16 protein-coding genes are annotated in these 20,264 nt (G+C 38.8%); all 16 read right to left on the bottom strand.

Annotated features, from left to right (window positions below; genetic code table 11):
- Entirely contained in the window at window positions 1–1,359 is a 1,359-nt protein-coding gene (locus AN34_RS19770) for an HlyD family secretion protein (RefSeq protein WP_029288501.1), read from the bottom strand.
- Complete coding sequence (locus AN34_RS19765) at window positions 1,352–2,356, bottom strand: ABC transporter transmembrane domain-containing protein (protein WP_029288499.1); 1,005 nt, start codon at window positions 2,354–2,356, stop codon at window positions 1,352–1,354. The genes AN34_RS19770 and AN34_RS19765 overlap by 8 nt, the downstream gene beginning before the upstream one ends.
- A gap of 363 nt (window positions 2,357–2,719) precedes the next feature.
- Complete coding sequence (locus tag AN34_RS19760; RefSeq protein WP_082468473.1) at window positions 2,720–3,211, bottom strand: ankyrin repeat domain-containing protein; 492 nt, start codon at window positions 3,209–3,211, stop codon at window positions 2,720–2,722.
- A gap of 65 nt (window positions 3,212–3,276) precedes the next feature.
- Window positions 3,277–3,786: an ankyrin repeat domain-containing protein gene (locus tag AN34_RS19755; protein WP_051666741.1), complete on the bottom strand. Its 510-nt coding sequence runs from the start codon at window positions 3,784–3,786 to the stop codon at window positions 3,277–3,279.
- Window positions 3,787–3,943: 157 nt separating this feature from the next.
- On the bottom strand, window positions 3,944–4,501 hold the full coding sequence (locus tag AN34_RS19750) for a T6SS immunity protein Tdi1 domain-containing protein (protein ID WP_029288494.1): 558 nt from the start codon (window positions 4,499–4,501) through the stop codon (window positions 3,944–3,946).
- 212 nt (window positions 4,502–4,713) lie between these two features.
- The gene (locus AN34_RS19745) at window positions 4,714–5,106 is read right to left on the bottom strand and encodes an Imm1 family immunity protein (protein WP_029288493.1); all 393 of its coding nucleotides are present in this window, start codon (window positions 5,104–5,106) and stop codon (window positions 4,714–4,716) included.
- Window positions 5,107–5,116: 10 nt separating this feature from the next.
- Entirely contained in the window at window positions 5,117–6,634 is a 1,518-nt protein-coding gene (locus AN34_RS19740) for a deaminase (protein ID WP_051666740.1), read from the bottom strand.
- A 2-nt stretch (window positions 6,635–6,636) separates the two neighbouring features.
- Entirely contained in the window at window positions 6,637–6,921 is a 285-nt protein-coding gene (locus AN34_RS19735; protein WP_029288489.1) for a hypothetical protein, read from the bottom strand.
- Window positions 6,922–6,923: 2 nt separating this feature from the next.
- On the bottom strand, window positions 6,924–7,871 hold the full coding sequence (locus AN34_RS19730) for a hypothetical protein (protein ID WP_029288487.1): 948 nt from the start codon (window positions 7,869–7,871) through the stop codon (window positions 6,924–6,926).
- Between the two features lie 9 nt (window positions 7,872–7,880).
- On the bottom strand, window positions 7,881–9,656 hold the full coding sequence (locus AN34_RS19725; protein ID WP_051666739.1) for a type VI secretion system Vgr family protein: 1,776 nt from the start codon (window positions 9,654–9,656) through the stop codon (window positions 7,881–7,883).
- A gap of 274 nt (window positions 9,657–9,930) precedes the next feature.
- Window positions 9,931–10,326 carry a type VI secretion system tube protein TssD gene (gene tssD / locus AN34_RS19720; protein WP_029288482.1) on the bottom strand — a complete coding sequence of 132 codons (396 nt, stop codon included), beginning with the start codon at window positions 10,324–10,326 and terminating at the stop codon, window positions 9,931–9,933.
- 288 nt (window positions 10,327–10,614) lie between these two features.
- On the bottom strand, window positions 10,615–11,010 hold the full coding sequence (gene tssD / locus AN34_RS19715; RefSeq protein ID WP_029288480.1) for a type VI secretion system tube protein TssD: 396 nt from the start codon (window positions 11,008–11,010) through the stop codon (window positions 10,615–10,617).
- Between the two features lie 582 nt (window positions 11,011–11,592).
- Window positions 11,593–13,434 (bottom strand): beta-galactosidase, encoded by a 1,842-nt coding sequence (locus tag AN34_RS19710; RefSeq protein WP_029288479.1) that lies wholly within the window; start codon window positions 13,432–13,434, stop codon window positions 11,593–11,595.
- Between the two features lie 42 nt (window positions 13,435–13,476).
- Window positions 13,477–14,997 (bottom strand): glycoside hydrolase, encoded by a 1,521-nt coding sequence (locus AN34_RS19705; RefSeq protein WP_051666738.1) that lies wholly within the window; start codon window positions 14,995–14,997, stop codon window positions 13,477–13,479.
- 129 nt (window positions 14,998–15,126) lie between these two features.
- Window positions 15,127–16,818: a RagB/SusD family nutrient uptake outer membrane protein gene (locus AN34_RS19700; protein WP_029288477.1), complete on the bottom strand. Its 1,692-nt coding sequence runs from the start codon at window positions 16,816–16,818 to the stop codon at window positions 15,127–15,129.
- 4 nt (window positions 16,819–16,822) lie between these two features.
- On the bottom strand, window positions 16,823–20,005 hold the full coding sequence (locus AN34_RS19695; RefSeq protein ID WP_029288476.1) for a TonB-dependent receptor: 3,183 nt from the start codon (window positions 20,003–20,005) through the stop codon (window positions 16,823–16,825).
- Window positions 20,006–20,264 lie beyond the last annotated feature (259 nt).

Raw genomic sequence — 20,264 nt, 5'->3', positions numbered from 1 at the left:
TCATTTGTTATTGATATTTTCTGCTGTAGGTGCTTTATCCAAACTCGGGGGAAAGCCATTTAACTGCCGCCAGATTTCATACCAAACCGGAACTGTTCTTAAAATTACCCTCCCGTATACTCCTGAACCCTGACGGAGCTGGATTGGCCAGGGTTCGTCGTTTTTAGGGGTTTGATTAGGCTGCCTCACCAACACACGGTATTTACCATCTGTACTTACCCGATCAATTACAGAAACCTTCCCGGCAAAAGTACCGATGGCAACTGATGGCCAGCCGGAGAATTGTACCGATGGCCAACCTTCAAACTGCAGGCGCACATTGCTGCTATCCAGAATGAGCGGAACATCCATGGCATCAACATATATTTCTGCAGCTACCAATGGGGAGAGCGGCTGAAGGGTTGCAACCGATTCTCCTTCTTTAATATTCTCTCCGATTCCGGCTTTAAGGGTTTTTACGATGTAACCATCCTGGGGTGCCCTGACCACGTACAATCCACGCCTGATGTTTACGTTAGACATTTCGTTTCTTAACTTTGCGATCTCTTCTTTTACGGAAGCTTTCCCAGAAAGCGCGGAACTTTTATCTGATTGTGCTGATGCCAGCGACTGGCTGTATTTTGCACGGATGTTATCCAACTCGATATAGGCATTGGCCAAACTTTGCCTTGAACTGTTGAGTTTATTCTCCTGACTGACTTCCTTGGCCTTGTCTTCCTGAAGTTTCAACCGACGTGTTTCAATATCGGTGAGTGAAAAAAGTCCGTTTTTATACCCAACTTCATAGCGTTCTAATCTGGCCTTACTGGTTTGATAATAGTTTTTCACCGCAACCAGCTCTGCACTATCTATTCTTACTGTATTACGTGCTTGCACCACATTATTTTCAGCGGCAGATAATTGAATCCTTAAACCATTACTTAAGGCACTAATCTGTGCGTCTGTTGCTGAGATTTTTTGTTCAGCAGCCATCTCACTTCCTTTCTTGGCAGCCAGTTGTTCATTCAACCTATCTGGAAGATCCGGATTAAAATAGGATTGGTTTGTTTCTGAAAGAATTAAAATGGTATCACCTTTTTTCACCTCCTGCCCTTCCCGAACGGCCCAATGTTCTATTCTACCACCAATTTGATTTTGGATGGTTTGTGGCCTATCTTCCGGCCGTAAAGCCGTAACGATTCCGCGTCCGGATATGGTTTGCCTCCAGGGCAAAAGCAAGATGATAATGAAGAGGATCAATACACCGATCATCACCCTGCCTAGTAACCTGGGGCCATTGGAGGAAATGAGTTTTGCTTTAGATAATAAAGCATGTTCTTCTATCTTTTTTTCGATAATTTTCTTTGTTCTATTAACCATTTTCCTGCGCTCCTTCCTCTATTTCCAGATCAGTAACCACAGCAAGTTTTTCACTTCCGGTAACCATATCGAATACGGTATTTAAGCTGGTCATGAGTTTTTCTACCGCATAAGAAATCTGCACAATGATTACCTCGGCAGCCACAAACTGACCAAAAGTCATTTGCCGTTGCACCACAAAATAAGATCCCATCAGCAACAAACCGCCCATTAAAATGGTTCGCAATACTACTGCACTGGCAAACAACCTTTTCAAAATACTGAAGTGATCATTTCTTGCACTAATATATTTGGAGGTAATCTCATCTATGATGGTCATCACCTGATCCATTTTATCTGATCGACCACGGTAAGCGTCTAAATCAGCAGCTACATTTTCCAGGTAGGCCACTACTTCATATTTGTACTCTGATTCTTCTATACTCGTGTTCACTCCCCTTCGGTAATAAACAAAGATGATAATGCCGATGCAGAGGATGGTAAATATGCCAAATCCGATAAATACCGGGTGATAAAATGAAAGCAGTATCGCGCTGAAAAATATCAATACCGCAGCAGCTACAATATCGATTAAGAGCTTGGTGAGGCCTTTTTGTATGGTTAACACATCGAAGAAACGGTTCACCAGTTCTTGTGGATTTTCTCCTTCCAGCTCCTTCTTCTTGATTCTGGGTAACCGGTAAGCAAAATCAAGTGCGGCCTTGATAAAAATTTTTTGCTCCAGAAATTCTACCAGGCTGAGCTGCCCCAGCAACAAGATGCCACCAACAATAATTCCGATTAAAATCGCCGCGATTAAAATGTAAGTAGATCCATACATGGAACCATTAGACAAGAGATTAAAAACGGCTGCTGTTCCTAGTGGAAGCGAAAGTCCAATCATCCCGATGAGTCCGGCATAAATAAAAATATAGTTGATTGTGGAACGCTCTGCGTGAAGCATTTCGACGAGCCGCTGCCAGGGTGTTGGGCTGTTGGAGAGGTGGTGCTTTTTCATAAATCTAGAACGTAACATCATTTTTATAATAATGTTTTGTTACAAAGAATTAATTATTGTAATCGGGCATTAAAGAATACTTTTATTCTCTAAAGCGCTAGATGATGGGACTTTTCGTTTAAAAAATGATGGTATCTGTTTAACTTTTGATTGAAAATAGACTGTATTTATTTGGCTACCTTTCATGAATATCCATTTCACTAATTACATGCAATAAAATGCAACCATCATGCCTTAGGACTGGGCTTTGACTGGGCTAGGCATGCAGTCTAGATCGGAAGGTTAGTGAAGGGGATTGATTGGTTTCAACTTAAGTGCTGACGAGCTTGCCGTTCAAACATACTTTTTTTGCCAAAGAGACTCCTAATTAAAATTACCTTTCAAAATTTCGATTAGTTTGTTGTCTTCTACTTGTTCTGCAAATCCTAATGGTGACATTCCTGAAGTATTTTTATGATTAGGATCTGAACCAGATTCAAGTAAGAATTTCACCAAGTTATATCTTTCATCGTTTCCCCTAACATTAAAAACAGTTACCCATAGGGCCTCGTTACCGAAATTATTTTGGATTTTTAGGTCAGCTTTTTGCTGAACCAGTAATTTTGCAATCTCTAGGAAATTATACTCTCCCGTGTAATGTAGCGGTGTATTACCTTTTTGATCTTGCGTATTGGGTGTGGCGCCATTTTCTAAAAGTAATTCCACTACATCTTTACGTCCTCTAGCCACAGCTATTGCCAAAGGAGAATAATCAAGGTCCGCTTTGTCATTAATTCCTCCAGTATCGTTCCTAAGCTCTTTTTCCAAATCATAAACTTTACCGTCCATAGATAATGAGAATATTATGTTCTTCATTCTTTAAAAGATTACATACTGAATTTACTTAATAAGTATATTAAATACTTTCGAAGATTTAATTATTATTTAGCATATTTTTCAAGAAGTATAATCAAATTCTCATCATTATCATCCTTTGCAATTCCCAGAGCGCTAATACCTGATTTATTCTGGTGGTTAATATCCGCACCATTTTCTAGTAAAAGTTTTACTAAAGGCATCCTGACTTCATCTTCACCTGGGTATGATACGATTGCTATTAATGGATTATTTTTATATTTATCTAATAGCGATACGCTTGCTCCATTTTCAATTAATGACTTGGCTATCTCTAATTGGTTACCTTCACTATTTGGATTGTTATCACCTAGATAATGTAATGGACTTCTCCCATCCATATCTTGTATGTTAACATCTGCAGCAAATTTGATTAAAAGGTTTACAACATCAATATGCCCATTTATAATGGCAAAAGCTAAGGGGCTATAACCAATATTATTTTTCTCATTTACATCTTTATCGCCTGATAGCAGTAACTCTTCCAGTTTTTGTTTACTACCTTTAATAGCCAGCTTGTGTAATTCGTATTCCATATTTGTCTCAACAAAATTTATTAACTGATTTATGAGCTACTTTGCCTTTAATTCTGATGCAATTATTTTGAATTTTCAATAGGTACACATAAAGAAATTCACTAATCTATTTTAATGTTTACTTACTTAATCATACCAATATGCTATCAAAACTAAATTATTGGATTTGTCCAAGTGCCTGAGATACAATAGAAATATACTCTTTGATTTTAACTTTCTCCAAATTCTCTACATTTTCACTACCACCCATTCCTATAAGAGGAATATAACCATAGCATTCATCTATTTTTGGCATACCTAATCTTTCTTTAGCGTTCAGATAATTTTTAAATGAAGTTTTTTTGTTAAGAAAGCCGATATCGGTCATTTTAAGATTAAAAAAGACATTTGCCTTACGACCAACCAACTCTTGTTTGGTATGTATGATATCAACAAAAATTATGCTTTCATCCTCCCATAGATATAAACAACCGAAAGCATCTCTTGCAAAACAGATTGAGGGAGAAGTTATAGGCAAATACACCTCACTTATTAAATCAGTATATTCCAAAGGGTTAACTACCCAAAGGAATCCGTCCATATAACTTCCTTCCCCTTGTTCAAGTAACTCAAATATTTCAGGAGATAAATCACCTTTTATTCGTAATAAATCATCAGCTGGAATTCTCTTGTTATTTTCTATATTACCGTATGTATCTATAAATTTTGTAAACATAAATTATTAATAATATTGTTAAGTTAATAAATTATTCCACGCATATAATATTTAAAATCATCACTAAAATATTTTATTGTATTAATGAATTTTTAAAGAAATATATTTTCTTATGGTCATTTCTAAATTAAGAAACCTATTAAAATTTCAAATTCTTCATATGCTACATTTTGGGATGCTACTGGCATCTATTTAAAACCAAGATAATGTTATTATTCTTCCCAAGTTAAATCTGGATTCATTTTTTGATTTTCAAAATAATACTTAAGAGCGTTTAAAGCAGCATCTTCCCCTACAACTATTGTTGCAGGAAACGTTCCCTCCTGCCCACCTGTTACTATATCTATATCTTCATTTTCAGAAGCAGCTTTATTAATCAAGTTATAAAATTCATCGTTATTATTTGTTGAAAATGTGCAGACATAATTCCCTTTACCACCGCCAACAATCAAGTGATCGTTATCCCCTCCTAATATGATTTGGGTAAATTGTTTCTGATCTAATTGATTAAATTTTTCTAAAACTATTGAGAAATCAGCATTAGTTAAATCAATTGATTTTCCAATATTTACGTTGTGGTTCCATTTATCAAAATCTAGTTGCATATGTTATTTATTATTTTGGTGGATAATATGTTTTTGTCCCGCTAGGCGAATGTACTATTATTCTTTCTAAACCAAGTTCTCTAGCCAAGGAGCCGATTCCGTTATATTTGCCACATGCGTCACATGCATCCCTATCAGTCCACATCTCCGCTTCTTTGGCTGTGCCTTTTTTTCCTGCATCAATTGCCTTTTGTACAGCTTCTGCTTCCGCATGTGTTTTTGTTTGTGCATTTGCCTTTAATGTTATTTTCGTTTTTGGATTTTGAAGTTTACTATTTATGCCACTAAATTCTGTATCTCCAATTTTAAGTTTAGATAATGTAGCGGCATCTGCTAAACTACCTGCTTTAGGTAATCCTAACTCCTCTCTCTTTGCAGCTAAATCATCAAATCCTTGTTTAATAGGATCATTTGCACCATATTCATAAGCATCACCTTCACCATCGTTTTTAGTTGTTTCTTCAGGATTATTATTGGCCTGTTTTATATTTTCATCGTCTGCAACATTTTGTTCAGCATCCTGACCTTGTTCACCATCTCTAGCTGGCTCACCATTTTGTACAGGCTCGCTCTTTTTGGCATTAAGTTCTTCAGGTGCTTTATGAACGGGCGAAAGCAACAATGCTAATCCGGCCACATCCTGCCAGCCGGCATTACCACTTAAAATGTTTGCACCAGAATGGTACATGCCCTCTTCCATGCCAAATACACCTCTTCCTGCTGCCCCCCATCCAGATTCTCCTGTAGAACCATAATGTTGTAAGCCAGCCTGAGTTGCGGTAAGACTACGTAAACCAACGGCAGTTGCTGCAGTCGTTACCACAGTAGTAGTACTTGAACCAGCCGCGCTAATGCCAAAGGTAGCGCCAATATTTTTAATTACGTTAAGTGGTGCACTCTTAGCAAATTGAAGAGCAGCCTGTCCAAGCCCCCGTATTCCTCCACTTGCAAAGGCACCTGCGCCACCGCTTAAAGCAGCACCACCCATGCCTATCGCTGCGCCTGCCATCATGCCCTCCATCAAATGACCTATGTAATTAGAAGCACCTAACGCTATCGCCTGGCTCCAGTTTTTAATTTCTGGTGCAAAGGTTATGGTACCTCCCACAGGGCAGGTCATTTTATGGGCGCCTGAAATGGCATGAACTTGTTGAATGATGTAGTCGTTTTTGCTTCCCTCCCATTTTCTTGCCTTTGCTGCCAACTGACCACATAACAGACTACCAACAATTGCGCCCCATGCAGCACCTGCTAAGCCTGCAAGAGCACCCAGAGCAATGAGCGCAGCACCCCCTGTGGCTACAGTCATTGCAGCAATTACCACTACAGCAGCGGCAATGATTGCGTAGATTAACATCAAACGGGTACATCCAAAATCTATCCAACTACTGGTAGACTTATCCATTACAGTGATGTATTTTTCTCCGCTTTTTTTCTTAACGCTTTCTTGTTGTGATTGTAACTGAGCCGGGACTGCCCCGCAACTACATATCCAAAAATCTTTTTCAGTGATGATCTTGTTTCCCATACTTAAGCCTTTTCGATAATCTGTTTACGGCTGATCCACCCTATCTTCATCCTTCGCCCGTATCTTATTGTTTTGAAACCTAACATCAGAACCGTACTCCGCTCACCCTTTTGCTCGGGTAATTTTCCAAACATTTTAACCATCAGCATCCGGCTTTTACTCTCAGCTTGCATTTCACTAATCGAACCGAAAATTATGGTGCAAAAACCCAACTTCACTGATTTTTCCCAATGGTTTTTTTCTAAAACAGCTGAATGATCTGATTGGTATTTCTCTGTGTAAATCATTTTTAAAAAAATTTAAATCTACTTGAGTTTTGCTCTGCTTCCTCTTTAGAAATTTCTGTATGCTGATTTTCTCCAATTGCTCTAGGCTTGCTTCCTGAATCACTTTTTAAGGTATAACTTAATTTATTATACAACCTTTGTTCATCGGCAATTTCCTGTTTATTCACTTCTGCTTCCAGTACCCTCCCGGTGAGGTAATCTATCATCCTTGTTTCTTGTTGAAACAACTGGCTATTTAATAGTTTAATATCTATCTTATTTTCAAACTGACTATAGGCAGCTTGATAAAACTCTTTATTAAGTGTATTCTTTGGTTCGCACCTCGAGGTTATCGCTACTGTTTTTATTTGGCTACTTGGTGGCAAAACAGGCGAACTTTCCGTTTCCATTTTCCAATCTATCTCAACGGTATTGAAAATATTGGTACCCTTAACATAACTCTTACTAGGCAACTCTAGATTGAAGACCTGTCCAAAATAAATTTTAATAAACTCATTCGCCTGCACCCCAATTTTTATTTTCTCAGGATCGTTAAAAATCGCATCGTTAAGTATAATCGCGTTCTGCAAGTATTCATTAGCCATGATGTGTTTCTCCATCTCAGCCTTTGTCTGCTTCCATTTAGAAAGAATAAAATCTGTATTGAGCACCTCTTTCACATTGCCGGATTTATCCAATATCAAGTGCAGCTCGTTGTACATTCGTCCAAAAATCTGGCTTACTTGTGCAACTTCCGCTATCATCGGGTTATTTGCATCTAAAAGAACATTATCCAGTTGAACTAGCCGCACTTCAACCTCCACATCATCAATTCTCAAGACATGAAAATCATACCTCAACTGAACTTTTGACGTAACATAAACATCCACACCTTTAATATCAGAATCTATTGTGATAGTATATTGCTCACTAAACGGCATTCTGATTAAAATTTTTTTATCTGCTATCATACTATTGGTCTAGTTTATAAATACATCGCCACCATCAATTTTAGTATTGCCGCCCGTTACATGATTCGTTCCTATTATCTTATTATTTGATCCGGAAATGGTATTATTGGTCGATGTAATGACAGTATCTTTCGCATTAATATTTGTGGCATCGCCTTTAATATCAATTTTTGCGGAGTTGCCTCCTTTTTTTGCAATCTCTATTTCTGATGCGTGGATCGTAATTTTATCCCCTTCGAGTGTAATTGCCGCCGCACCATTCGTTAACACAACCGTTTGACTTGAAGTTACTGTGACTTTATTTTCTCCATCGACCACAATGTGATTGCCACCCGTTTTATCTTTAATGGTAATTCCTCCTCCATCATTTAGCTGAACAGTATGCCCACTCTTAGAAGTCAAACTTTTGCTGTTATTGCTTGCACTGCCACCACTTCCACTTTTGCCATGAAAAACTGAGCCGAGTACAATTGGTCGGGCAATATTTCCTTCTTCAAAACCTATCGCAACCTGATCGCCAATTTCAGGAATAAAAACAAAGCCGCGGTTTTTACTTACTTTATCGCTGCTTCCGGCATCTGGGGTGATTACCCTCAGCCATTCGGTCACATCATTGGTTTTACAAGCCCATTTAAACTTCACTTTAATCCGGCCCTGTCCCTGCGGATCTGCATTGTCGATCACATCAGCCAGTTGCATATCTGGATTAGGTTTATCATAATTTTTCACCAGGATGCGTTCGGTATTGAATACCACACCTTCGAAAGTATTGTGGTATTTGCCCGTTCCATCCAGGTTGTGGGTGATACTGGTGATTAAAAACTGGCCGAGGCTCTCTGTTAAAAAAGCAACCTCCTGCCTAATGCTCATGGTAATTTCAGCGATGGTACCAATGCCCAATGCGGCGTTATCGCCACTGGCATTAACCTTTAAAAGGTCACTGATATGTGCCTTTTCTTCATTATCAACATGACTTTTAATGTCACTACTGTTATCTACCCTAATGAGCGAAGGCTGATTAAAGGTTTTGCTGTACATCAGGTTGGAAGCCTTGATGGCATGCGCCAGATCGGGATTTCCATCGGCCTGGCCACTGCTTTCGCTTTGTAGCATTTCATCCTGTTTGGGGTTATAAGCAAAACGTTTATTTTTAATCGGCGCAACTTCCATGGCATATTGCAGGTTATGAACATCGCGACCATAAAATAAGGCAACGTCTTTTTGCACATTGGGTTTACCAAAATTCAGTTGCAGACCATCATAGTACAGCCATTCATAATACTCTCCCGATAGGCGGTTTAAAAACTCCCAGTCGCTCTCTTTATACTGAATGAGGTAATCTATAGTGGATTGCCTGCTGGCATTCGCTACTATTTTGAGGTCATTGGCCGGTGTATCACTTGTAGCCAATTTTACAATATCATTTAAATCTTTATCCAGATAAGAACCCAGATCCTGGCCACGATCAATCAATATAGTTGGGCTGTAACCACTTACAATTAATACACCATGATAACCATGGCTTTGCGCCAGCTCTACCCGGGTAACCAAACCAGAAAAATGTTGAAGCTGTTCTTGCGAATATCCGAAAGATGCGCTTAAGGTTTTACCTACAAAATCCCGACTATCATTTAGGTTAATCAGACCTGGTGCCCCCATTTGATCATGGTTAAACCGCAGTTCAAAATAATGGTGACTGTTAAATTCCTGCTGAAGGCTGAAGGAGGCAAAATGGCTAATTGCTTTATCTTCTATATTGATTTCGGTGATGAGTTTCTTTTCCATATGAATTTCAAGCTTAGTGGCAACAACCGGGAGGAACCTAAGATCTAGGTGTTGTTGCAACTTCTACCCAGGTGAAATGTGAAGATTTATTTCAGTGGCAGGTGTTAATTTATATATGCTAACTCCATTTATAAGTTGAAAATATAAATACTTAAGCGATTTGGATCATGGAGCATTAGCAGCGTACTAATTTAGATTTGCACGTTTTGTGGAATGTTTGATACACCAAAAGCAACAGGTAAACCCGTCACTTTTGGTGATATCAATTGGAGAACTATGCCTTTGGCCAATCGTTTTCGTGTTCAGCATTACCCAATTTGAGTTTTCTGGCTGATACGACGAACGTAAGCGTCATTGGCGTATTATCATTTACGGCGATGCCTTCGCTGTATTGGATAATGTAGCCATCCTCGAAAGTTAATTCCTTCATTTTTGCATCTTCTTCGCCTTTTTTGAAGATGATGGTTCCTGATTGAGGTTTGTACTGGTTGTTTACCATTGATTCGATTACTGAAGTATCTTCAGTAGATTCGATTTCAATGTTGATGGTTCCACCGTATACCCCTGATGATGGACGACCCTTAGCGTCTACATCTCTGTTTAATGAAAAGCTGCACTGTAAAACATCAAATTCTTTTGAACCTAATGTTAATCTGGTTTTAAATGCCATTGTTGTAAGTTTTAATTTTTTGAAATGAATGAATTGTGGTTAGATGGGTTAGGTGTTTAGGCGATTAGTTAGTCAGAAACTGGAAATTGTTTAGATGGGTTATGAGGTTAGATAGTTTAGACTAATATTAAAACAACACAAAGTCTAAAATCTGTTTAGATAGTTATAAGGTTAAGAGGTTAGACTATATATTAAATATTATAACTAACCACAAAACGCTAAACTATACTAAACCCTAAACAATACTAAACCAATTAAAGGCACTAAACCCTAAACAATCACCCCCGTCTACGCTTTAGGCCAATCGTTTAAATGCTCTGCATTTCCGAGTTTCAGCTTCCTTGCTGAGATCTGGAATTTCAGTGTCATCGGGTGATCACCTACAATGTTGATTCCTTCGGAATACTTTACAATGTAGCCATCTTCAAAATCAACTTCTTTCATTTTGGCATCTTCTTCAGATTTCTTAATCAGAAGGGTTCCGGTAATGGGTTTGTACTGGTTATTAACCATCGCTTCGATAATTGAGGTGTCTTCGGTTGACTCGATCTCAATGTCGATGGTGCCACCGTAAACTCCGGAAGAAGGTCTTCCTTTAGCATCTACATCGCGGTTTAACGCATAGGCGCAATGAAGCACATCGTACTCCTTGCCCGAAAAATTCAATCTAGCTTTGAAAGCCATAAGTTTTAAATTTAAAGGTTAAATAATAGGTTTATTGTAGCCTCCGCTACAACCGCATTAGACCAAAAATTAAGCCAATTATTTCATATATCACTCATTTTTAACCAGTAAGCGCTAATGCAATTAGCTTAAAATTGATTTAAAGCTATTAAAACGCAGATTTTAACCATAAAGAAATTGTATTTCAATAAGAATTATTTTTGTATCAATATGATGACATTGCCTGAATTGTAGAATTTATGGACAATGTGTTGCTTTATGCTACAACAATTTTAATTGAATACGGATGACTTGCTCCTTGATGAGCATCTACCTGAATTATGCTGTATGTTTTTATACATAAAAATGCCCCCAAATAGTGTCTAAATTTGGGGGCAGTATCAGGCTAAAGATGATGAATCTGAACTGGATCAACGTTTAATAATTTTCACACTCCCAATCTGAAATCACCTCTTTAAAAAAGCAGTATGGCGATCGTAATTCGTCCTTTGCATCGGAGGAGCTAAACGATAGTGATTAGAAACAAAAATAACTAAACATAGTATTTTAATTTTGATGATTTAGCAAATTCAGGTTTTGATATTATTTCACCTCATTTACCTGATCGAGGATCGGCTTAGTTAAACTGGTCAGCACATTATTTTCAGGTTTATTTAATTCAAGTATAATGATTTCATTATCTCCCTTTTTTAACCATTCTGCCGGAAGATAAATGGTTTGCTGAGGGCCAATGCTCCAGTATTTACCCAGATTATGTCCGTTTACCCAAATCACTCCCTTTCCCCATGTCCGTAAATCCAGGTAGGTATCTACAGGTGTGGTGACTTTAAATGTTCCTGATTTCAATACCGGAGAATTTCTGGCAGCCTTTACCGTGTTAATTTTGGAGGCTTCTACTTGATCAAAAGGCAAAGAATACATGGTCCATGATTTAAGCGGAGTACCTGCAAAAGAAACCTGACCTACAATGCCTTTTTTGTTTTTCAACAGGTTTGGTCCAAAATTAATTCTGCCCATATTCTCTACAAAAATCTCCAGGGTATGGCTTCCGGCAGCTAAATCAAGGGTCAGGCTTTCCTGTCCTAATCTTCTATCCAGCGTACCTTTGCGTTGGCCATCAATAAACACAATGCCATAATCTCGCAGGCCATCTATTTTCAATTCAGCTTTTTTACCGCCATTAATTTTAGTTTTGTAAAGCATGTAACCATAGGCCTGGTTCATGTCTTCAAAGGTTAAGGGATCCTGACTTTCTTTACCAGTTCCCAGGTTATCAAAAACACCAATTTCTTTAGTGAATTTAATCGGCTCCATTGCTGCTGCAGGTTTTGCTTTGGGCACTTCTGGCAATTTCTGTCCCTTTTGCAAATGCTTTTCAATCACTGCTCTGAATTTCATAAATTTATCCGTGGCATTTCCAGCTTCATCAAGCGGTGCATCATAATCATAGCTACTGATTTGTGGCTCAAATGGAATGGTATCCCTAAAGTTTGCGCCATTCATAAAGCCACGCGTACTTCCGCCATGAAACATGTACATGTTAATGGAAATTCCACTGGATAATACGGTATCTAACTTTCCTGTATACTGTTCAGCCGGAACTTTATGGTGCGGCGTACCCCACCAATCGAACCATGCCGGGTACCATTCAGCTAAAAAAAACGGACCTTTTCCTTCATTCAGACTGCGAATGGCTTTTTTTACCGTTACCGGGTTATCCTGGCCATTAATGGCTGGCATTAAACCTTTTAAATGTCCTTTCACAATATCCTTTTCCGGATCGCAAGTATATAGAAGGCCGTCAAAGCCCGCATCAAGAAACATTTTACGGTTCATTTCCAGGTAAACCTTATCCGATCCATACGAACCGTATTCGTTTTCTACCTGAACCATGATGATGTTTCCACCATGGTTAATTTGAAGCGGAGCCAATTGCTTGCCTACCTCATCAATGTATTTTTTGTATTCGGCCAAGTATTGTTTTTCACGGCTTCTTACTTCAAGGCCTTTTTCATTTTGCAACCAATACGGATATCCACCAAATTCCCATTCGGCACAAACATAAGGGCTTGGTCTGAGGATTACCCATAATCCTTCTTCCTTTGCAATTTTTACAAATTCCGCAATATCATTATTGCCGGTAAAATCAAATTTGCCTTTTTCCGGTTCATGTAAATTCCAGAAAACGTATGTTCCGATGGTATTCAAACCCATCGCTTTGGCCATTTTCATTCTTGCTCTCCAGGCTTCACGGGGCACACGGGGATAATGAATTTCTCCGGAAATGATTTGATAAGGCTTGTTATCAAGCATAAATGTACTGTCTCCTAAGGTAAAGGAATGCTCATTGCTTGCTTTTCCACATCCGAAAAGCATCATGGCCAGTACCATGGCATTAAAAATAAGTATCTTTTGTTTTTTCATAGTATTTAAATTTAGGAACGGCTCAATCGTATATTCCTGTTTTTATTTGTTGGCAATAATGGTGGTAACAGATTTAGGTGGAAGATTTAATTGTTGTGCAGTCACCACCGATCGCTTAAGATTGCTCCCTTCAGCTGTAGTATAAACAGATAGATTTTTTTGTTTTTGATCGATCCCAGATAGCTCCAGGTGAATGGCTTCTTCGCTATTGTTTACAGCTACAGTAATCAGTTTATTATTTTTAAGGTAAGCTGAAATATAAAAATCCTGATCATTTGAAACAGTCATATTAACCCTTACACTACCTGGTGTTATAAAGCGGCTGTAGTTACCCAGTGCCCAAAGGGTTTTACTGTCGTAAACTTTTCCACTGGTTTTGCTTTTGTCTATATATACGAGGCCATCTTTATAATCGCCTGTTGAAACGGCAAGCCACCACTGCCATGAAGTAGCATTGGCATAAGTTAAATCATGATGGATGAGTTTGGCGATAAATAATGCCGTCGTCATACCCAAGTCTCGCCCCTCTCCTTTTAATAAACTATCGCCAAGTACACAATATTCTGACATCCAAAATCTAAGCAGCTTATATTTAGCCACTTCATCTTTAACCAAACTTCTGATGGCTATAGATTTTTGTTCAGGGCTTGTGGTGAAATAGCTGTGCCCAGAAATACTCTGATCCAAGTTTTTCAGGTTTCCGAGGTAGCCTGGAGAGTTGGGATTAAAAAAATAGTCTATTTGTTTGCTTTTTGCAGTATCTGGATGGTTGGTAAGGTAATTCAGCTGACCCGCTTCAGCGATTTGAATCTTCGTTTTCAGCTGTGCCTGATTTAATGCGGTGCTTAATTTCTTAATTAACACCGAAATTTCACGGTTGGTATATGGACATCCTTCCTGATTGCCTTCATTCCATTTCCACTGTGGTTCATTTATCGGACTCAGATAATCCAGCTCAACACCTGTTTTCTTTTTGAGGATTTGAATCGTTTTAGCCAGATCTTGTGTAAAAGCATCTGCTTTGCTGAAATCAAGGTTACACTTTCCATTACTTGAAAATGCCTTTTGATTGCGCGTAAAATTAACGTGTGGACTATTTACAAAACCAATGAAGTGCTTTACACCTCTTGTTTTTGCAGCATTCATAAACCAAACCTGCCCAGGCATGGCATCTTCATTATAAGTTTTATTTAAGCTTAAAAAAGCGGCCTGTCTTCTCCATTCATCTTTTATTCCACTGGCCTGGCTTTGTTCAGCACTTCCCCCACCAATGGCGAAACGCCAGAAATTTAATCCAATTCCCTGCGGATTGCCTTCCTGATCGATTTGCGTACTGAAAAGCAGGTCAGCCATTTTGTTTTTTTCTGCATCCGGCCATAAACCAGCAAACTGACAGGTCCACGCATCTGAAGCGCCGAAACCTTCCATGGTTTGTGCAAGTGCATTATAGTTAACTTTTGCTTTAATGATCCGTTGGTTTTGTGCGGAAGTTATTCCCGGAGCAATCATGCCCAGCAGCAGAAGGAAAGGAAAAGCAAGCGCTTTTGGAGGGAGCAAATTCATGATAAGGAGATTAAAATAAGTAGGTAGATTGTAGCAAAAGCATTTTTTAAATCCTTAATGGAATGGTACAATCAGTTTATAATAATAGGATAAAAAAAACACAGCGATCCCTGATCGCTGTATAAAATTTTAGTAACCAGAGTTTTGTTCCAGTTTTCCGTTTGAAGATAAAATTTCTGCTCTTGGAATCGGTAACCAATATTGTTTATCCTGAAAAACTTTGCCGTCTAAAGCTACCTTTGTTGCATAACTTAAATTGCTTCCATTTTTAGTGATGATGACTCCGCTAGCCGCTTTGTTCTCTACAACGTTTGCTATTTTCCAACGGCGTACATCATAATAACGGTGTTCTTCAAAAGCCAGTTCTACCCTACGTTCATAACGGATGGCATCCCTCATTTGCGATTGACTTAAGCCATTGGCCAATGCCGGCATGTTTACATCTGGTCTGGATCTGATCATATTTACTGCATCTCTGGCAGACATTGATGATCCGGCCGGAACTGCATCAGGGCCATAAGCTTCATTCGCCGCTTCAGCAAAGTTTAATAGTATTTCTGAATAGCGCATGTAAATCCATGGTTGTAAACCTGCTACATCCCAAGGGTTATCAATCGGGAAGGCATCATTCATGAATTTTTTAAGATAATAGCCTGTCTTAGTGGTATTCCAGTTAGAGTTTCCGTCCTTGCTATCTTTTCCACCTGGGATAAAAGCTTCCATGTTTCTTCCTCGGTAACTTGCGCCATCATAAATAACGGTATAGCCAAATCTAGGGTCTCTGTTGGCATATGGTTTAGCCGGATCGTATCCAGAACCTGCTTCAGTAATGGCCTTACCACTTGTGGTTTGATAATCATCAACCAGGTTTTGCATGGGTGTATTGCCACCCCAGGCATTATAGCCGTTTGGTCCGTTTGCAATTTCTAAACAAACATGTCTGGCGTTTGTGGTGTATAGCCTTTCAAAAATCACCTCATTCGATTCATTGATGAGGAACATTTTATTATAACCACCTGTGTAAATGCCATATTTATTCAGGCTAATTACGGCTTGAGCAGCTGTAACCGCAGAAGCCCACGTACCAGCGTTATATAATGGACTGGCAGCGTAAAGCGTTAACCTCGATTTTAAGGCCAGTGCCGCACCTTTCGTTGCACGACCTAATTGCCAGTTAGAAGAATTATCTACCGGAAGTAAGGCTGCTGCCTGATCCAGTTGTGCAATGGCATAATCCAGGCTCTCTTTTAAAGTTGCTCTTTTAAATAGTGCATCATCCTGTAAATTATCAGTTAACTGCGTTACTTTATCGCCTATTAAAACAGCCCTGCCGTAATTACGGATTACGTCCTGGTACCTAAAGGCCCTGATAAATTTAAGTTCACCTTCAATCAATTTTTTGTGGCCTGCACTCATTGGAATAGTGGCTAATACCTGAAGTGCATAATTACACTCACGGATACTGCGGTAACTTCTAGCCCAGAAAGAGGCTGTACTGCCCAGGTTATCTGGCGAGATTTGTCCACGTTGCATGGCCCAGGTTCCATCATCATTGGTATAAATTGATTCGTCGGTATTGGAACTCATTAAGCTGTATTCAAAACCGCGGCCAAAACCCGGACCAGAACCTTCACCTTCTTTTTCCTGAAGCTGTGGACTTACATAACGGTTCAGTACAAAAGCCTCATATACGGCACTATCTGTTTCTACTGAAGAGGTACTAATTACCGATGTGGGTGTGATTTCTAAAAAATCTTTCTTGCATGATGCAAACAGTAATGCTGCACCAAGGGTAAAATATAATGGTTTATATAATTTCATGATGTTAAAATTTAACGTTTGCACCTATGTTGATAATTTTTTGCTGAGGGTAAAATTGTCCACTTTGACTATCACCTTCCGGATCGTAATCTTTCACTTTTGAGATGGTGAATAAGTTGAATGCACTGGCATATAACCTTACACCAGAGATTTTAATTTTAGATAAAAGGCTGGTATTGAAGTTATAACCCAGTTCAATGTTCTTTAACCTGAAAAATGATGCATTGTTTAGCCAGAAATTATTCTGATAAGCGCCACCACTGATGGCATTTGAAGCACGTTCAGTTACCCTTGGATAAGTTCCATTCGGATTTGACGCACTATACCTGTTATCTGCCCAGCTGCTATAAAAGTTTCCAACACTACCTGATTCTGGCAACACATACTGGCTTACGCGAGACTGACCTGCAAAAAGTACGGCTACATCGAAATTTTTATATGAGGCGGTTAAGTTTAATCCGTAAGTAATCTCCGGAACGTTACCATACTTACTTCTGGTTCTGTCTTTAAAATCAATTACGCCATCACCATTATAATCTTCGTATTTTAAATCGCCCACTTTAGCACCTGTAACATGAGGATAGGCATCTAATTCTTGTTGGGTGCGGAAAATACCAAGTGAGTTAAACAACAGGTAACTACCAATTGGACGGCCTGTTTGACGTTGATAATCTAATGTTCCGGCAGCTTCATCAATGAAGATGATTTTACTTTTGGCATAAGTAATGTTTCCGGTTGCACCCCAGCTAAAGTTTTCGCTTGAATGGTTATAACCTAATGAGGCCTCTACACCTGAACTGTTGATTTTACCAATATTTTCTGCAGGAACCAAAGGGTCAGAATTATATGGGTTTACAATACCAGAAGTTGCGGGTAATGAGGCATTTCTAGTTAATAAAATATCGCTTCTTTTTTGATTGAAGTAAATGGCTTCTAAAGTAAAGTTTTTAAGGAAAGTTGCATTAATACCAATATCTAGTTTATTTGCCCGTTCCCAACCTACATTTGCGTTAGCTAATTTAACCAGGTTTATGTTTGGCTGAATTACATTTACACCGCTTCCAGGATTTGAAGCTACAAAACCATTTGAAACCAATGTGTAGTTATCAAAATATTGATATGGATTAATTAAATCGCTACCTAAAGAACCGTAAGATCCTCTAATTTTTAAATCATTGATAAAAGAAACATTATCACTGAACCATTTTTCTTTGCTCACTCTCCAAGCACCTAAAACTGAAGGGAAATATCCGAAACGGTTATTCGCGGGGAAGAGTGAAGAACCATCTGCACGCATTTGGCCCTCAATAATGTACTTTTCATCATAATTGTAAGTCACCTTTCCAATATAACTCTGTCTTGGATAGTCTGTACTACTGCCCGAATTTCTTAAATCTGTTGCAGCTGAACCACCTTGTGAGAGTTCAGGTAGACTGGTTGAAATGTAATTTAAGCGTTGCGCATCAAAGGTTTCATAACGCTGTCTGCTCTGCTCGTAAGCTACAAATGCGTTGATGGAATGTTTACCAAATTTCTTATCGTAATTTAATTTAACGTTAGAGGTAATTAAGCTGGTATTGGCCTGCGATTCATATAAAGTTGCCTTGCCACCACTTCCACCTACTACAACCGCATTGTAGATTCCGGTAGATTGATCGTAGGAATACAGGTTATAAGGTTTATTGAAATTTTTCTTAAAGCTAAAAGTTTTGTCAACCGAGAAAAAACCATCTACGGAAAGTCCCTCTACGCCCGGAATCTGATAGCTACCTCTTAAAATGGCATTGATTACCTGGGTTGGGTTTTTAGCCGTTCCCCCTAAATCAGTTACCTGAACGGCCGGATTGTTATTTTCAATTCCCGTTGTTGGCAATCCGTTTGGATAGTAAGCGCTTACAATAGGTTTGGCACGATAAATAGAACGGAAGATATCACCAGCACCTGAAATTGGGAAAGTACGGTCTTCTTCTCTACCTGAAACGCCTAATCCGATTTTTAACCTTTTAGAAATATTAGCATCAATATTTGTTCTGAAGTTATACTGCTGATATTTAGTAGCCCCATTTTTATAGATCGCATCCTGATAAATTTTCCCAAGGGAAACAAAATATTTAACATCTTCAGTACCACCACTAACTGAAAGGCTATGTTGATTTTGAAGGGCTACATCTTTTAACGTTTCTTTGGTCCAATCTGTATTTGGATACAATAATGGATCAGAGCCATCTCTGAATTTCTGAATCTGATCAGCTGTATAAGACTGATTAAGGCCGCCACCAGGGTTGGAATCATAATTGATTTCATTCATGATTTGTGCATAAGTTGCCGCATCTGCCATTTTTGGAAGGCGTGTTGGCATACTGAAACCCTGATTGAAGCTATAGTTTACGGTTGGCTTACCAATTTTACCTTTCTTAGTGGTAATTAAGATTACACCATTTGCCGCACGGTTACCATAAACTGCTGCTGATGCATCTTTTAGTACCGAAATACTCTCTACATCATTTGGGTCAATCCTTTCTAAACCGCCCAATTGGCCTGGAATCCCATCTACCACCACCAATACGTCTGAGTTGGTCGTTGTTCCTAAACCACGGATTAAAATCTTCGAACCATCATAACCTGGCTCACCACCACGGTTATTGATCACTACGCCTGAAACCCTGCCCGCCAGTGAGTTGGAAAGATTGGGCTGTGGACTCTTTACCAAATCGCTACCTTTAACTACAGCAACTGAACCCGCAAGTGTAGATTTCTTTTGTGTACCATACCCTACTACCACCAACTCATTAAGCGACTGTGCATTAGCGGTTAATTGTGTGTTTACAGTGGTTTTGCCTTTAGTAAGTACTTCTTGTTTGTTATACCCTACATAGGTAAATACCAGTACAGCATTATCATTTGGAACTTTTATGGAATATTTACCATCTGCATTACTGACCGTAACAATAGAGGTTCCTTTAACTGATACACTTACTCCGGGTAGTACGCCTCCCTTTTCATCATAAACGGTACCACTTATGGTAATTTCATCTTTAACTGATACTGGATTTGTAGTGCCTGAAAGTGAGGTTGCCATTGCCATTTGGGCAGACAGCAAGGAAACACTACTGAGGGATACAATGAATAGCGTTTGTTTCGCACTACGACAAAACAGAACAGCCTTGCGCCGTAAAACTTTTCTCATGTTGGTTTAATTTGGTTATTTAATCATTACCATTTTCTTTCGATTTCTTTCATTCACTTTGCATCATAGCTGTAGTGAGCTGGAAATTCATTTGAAAACGATGCTAAATTCTACCAAATCAATTAAAATAAAAGGGGGTAAACAGCTAATATTAGAGGGGTAAAAACCGCCCAAAACCTTCAAATTGGCCGTTTCAGCATAAAAAGTAGTTTAAGGAATACAAAATATCAGATTTTAATATCAAGTACTTTTGAAATAC

Origin of the sequence: Pedobacter sp. R20-19, from assembly GCF_000708265.2 — a bacterium.
Taxonomy (GTDB): Bacteria; Bacteroidota; Bacteroidia; order Sphingobacteriales; family Sphingobacteriaceae; genus Pedobacter.
Note: the sequence above shows the minus strand (reverse complement) of the source record. Positions and strands in the feature narration are given on the sequence as shown.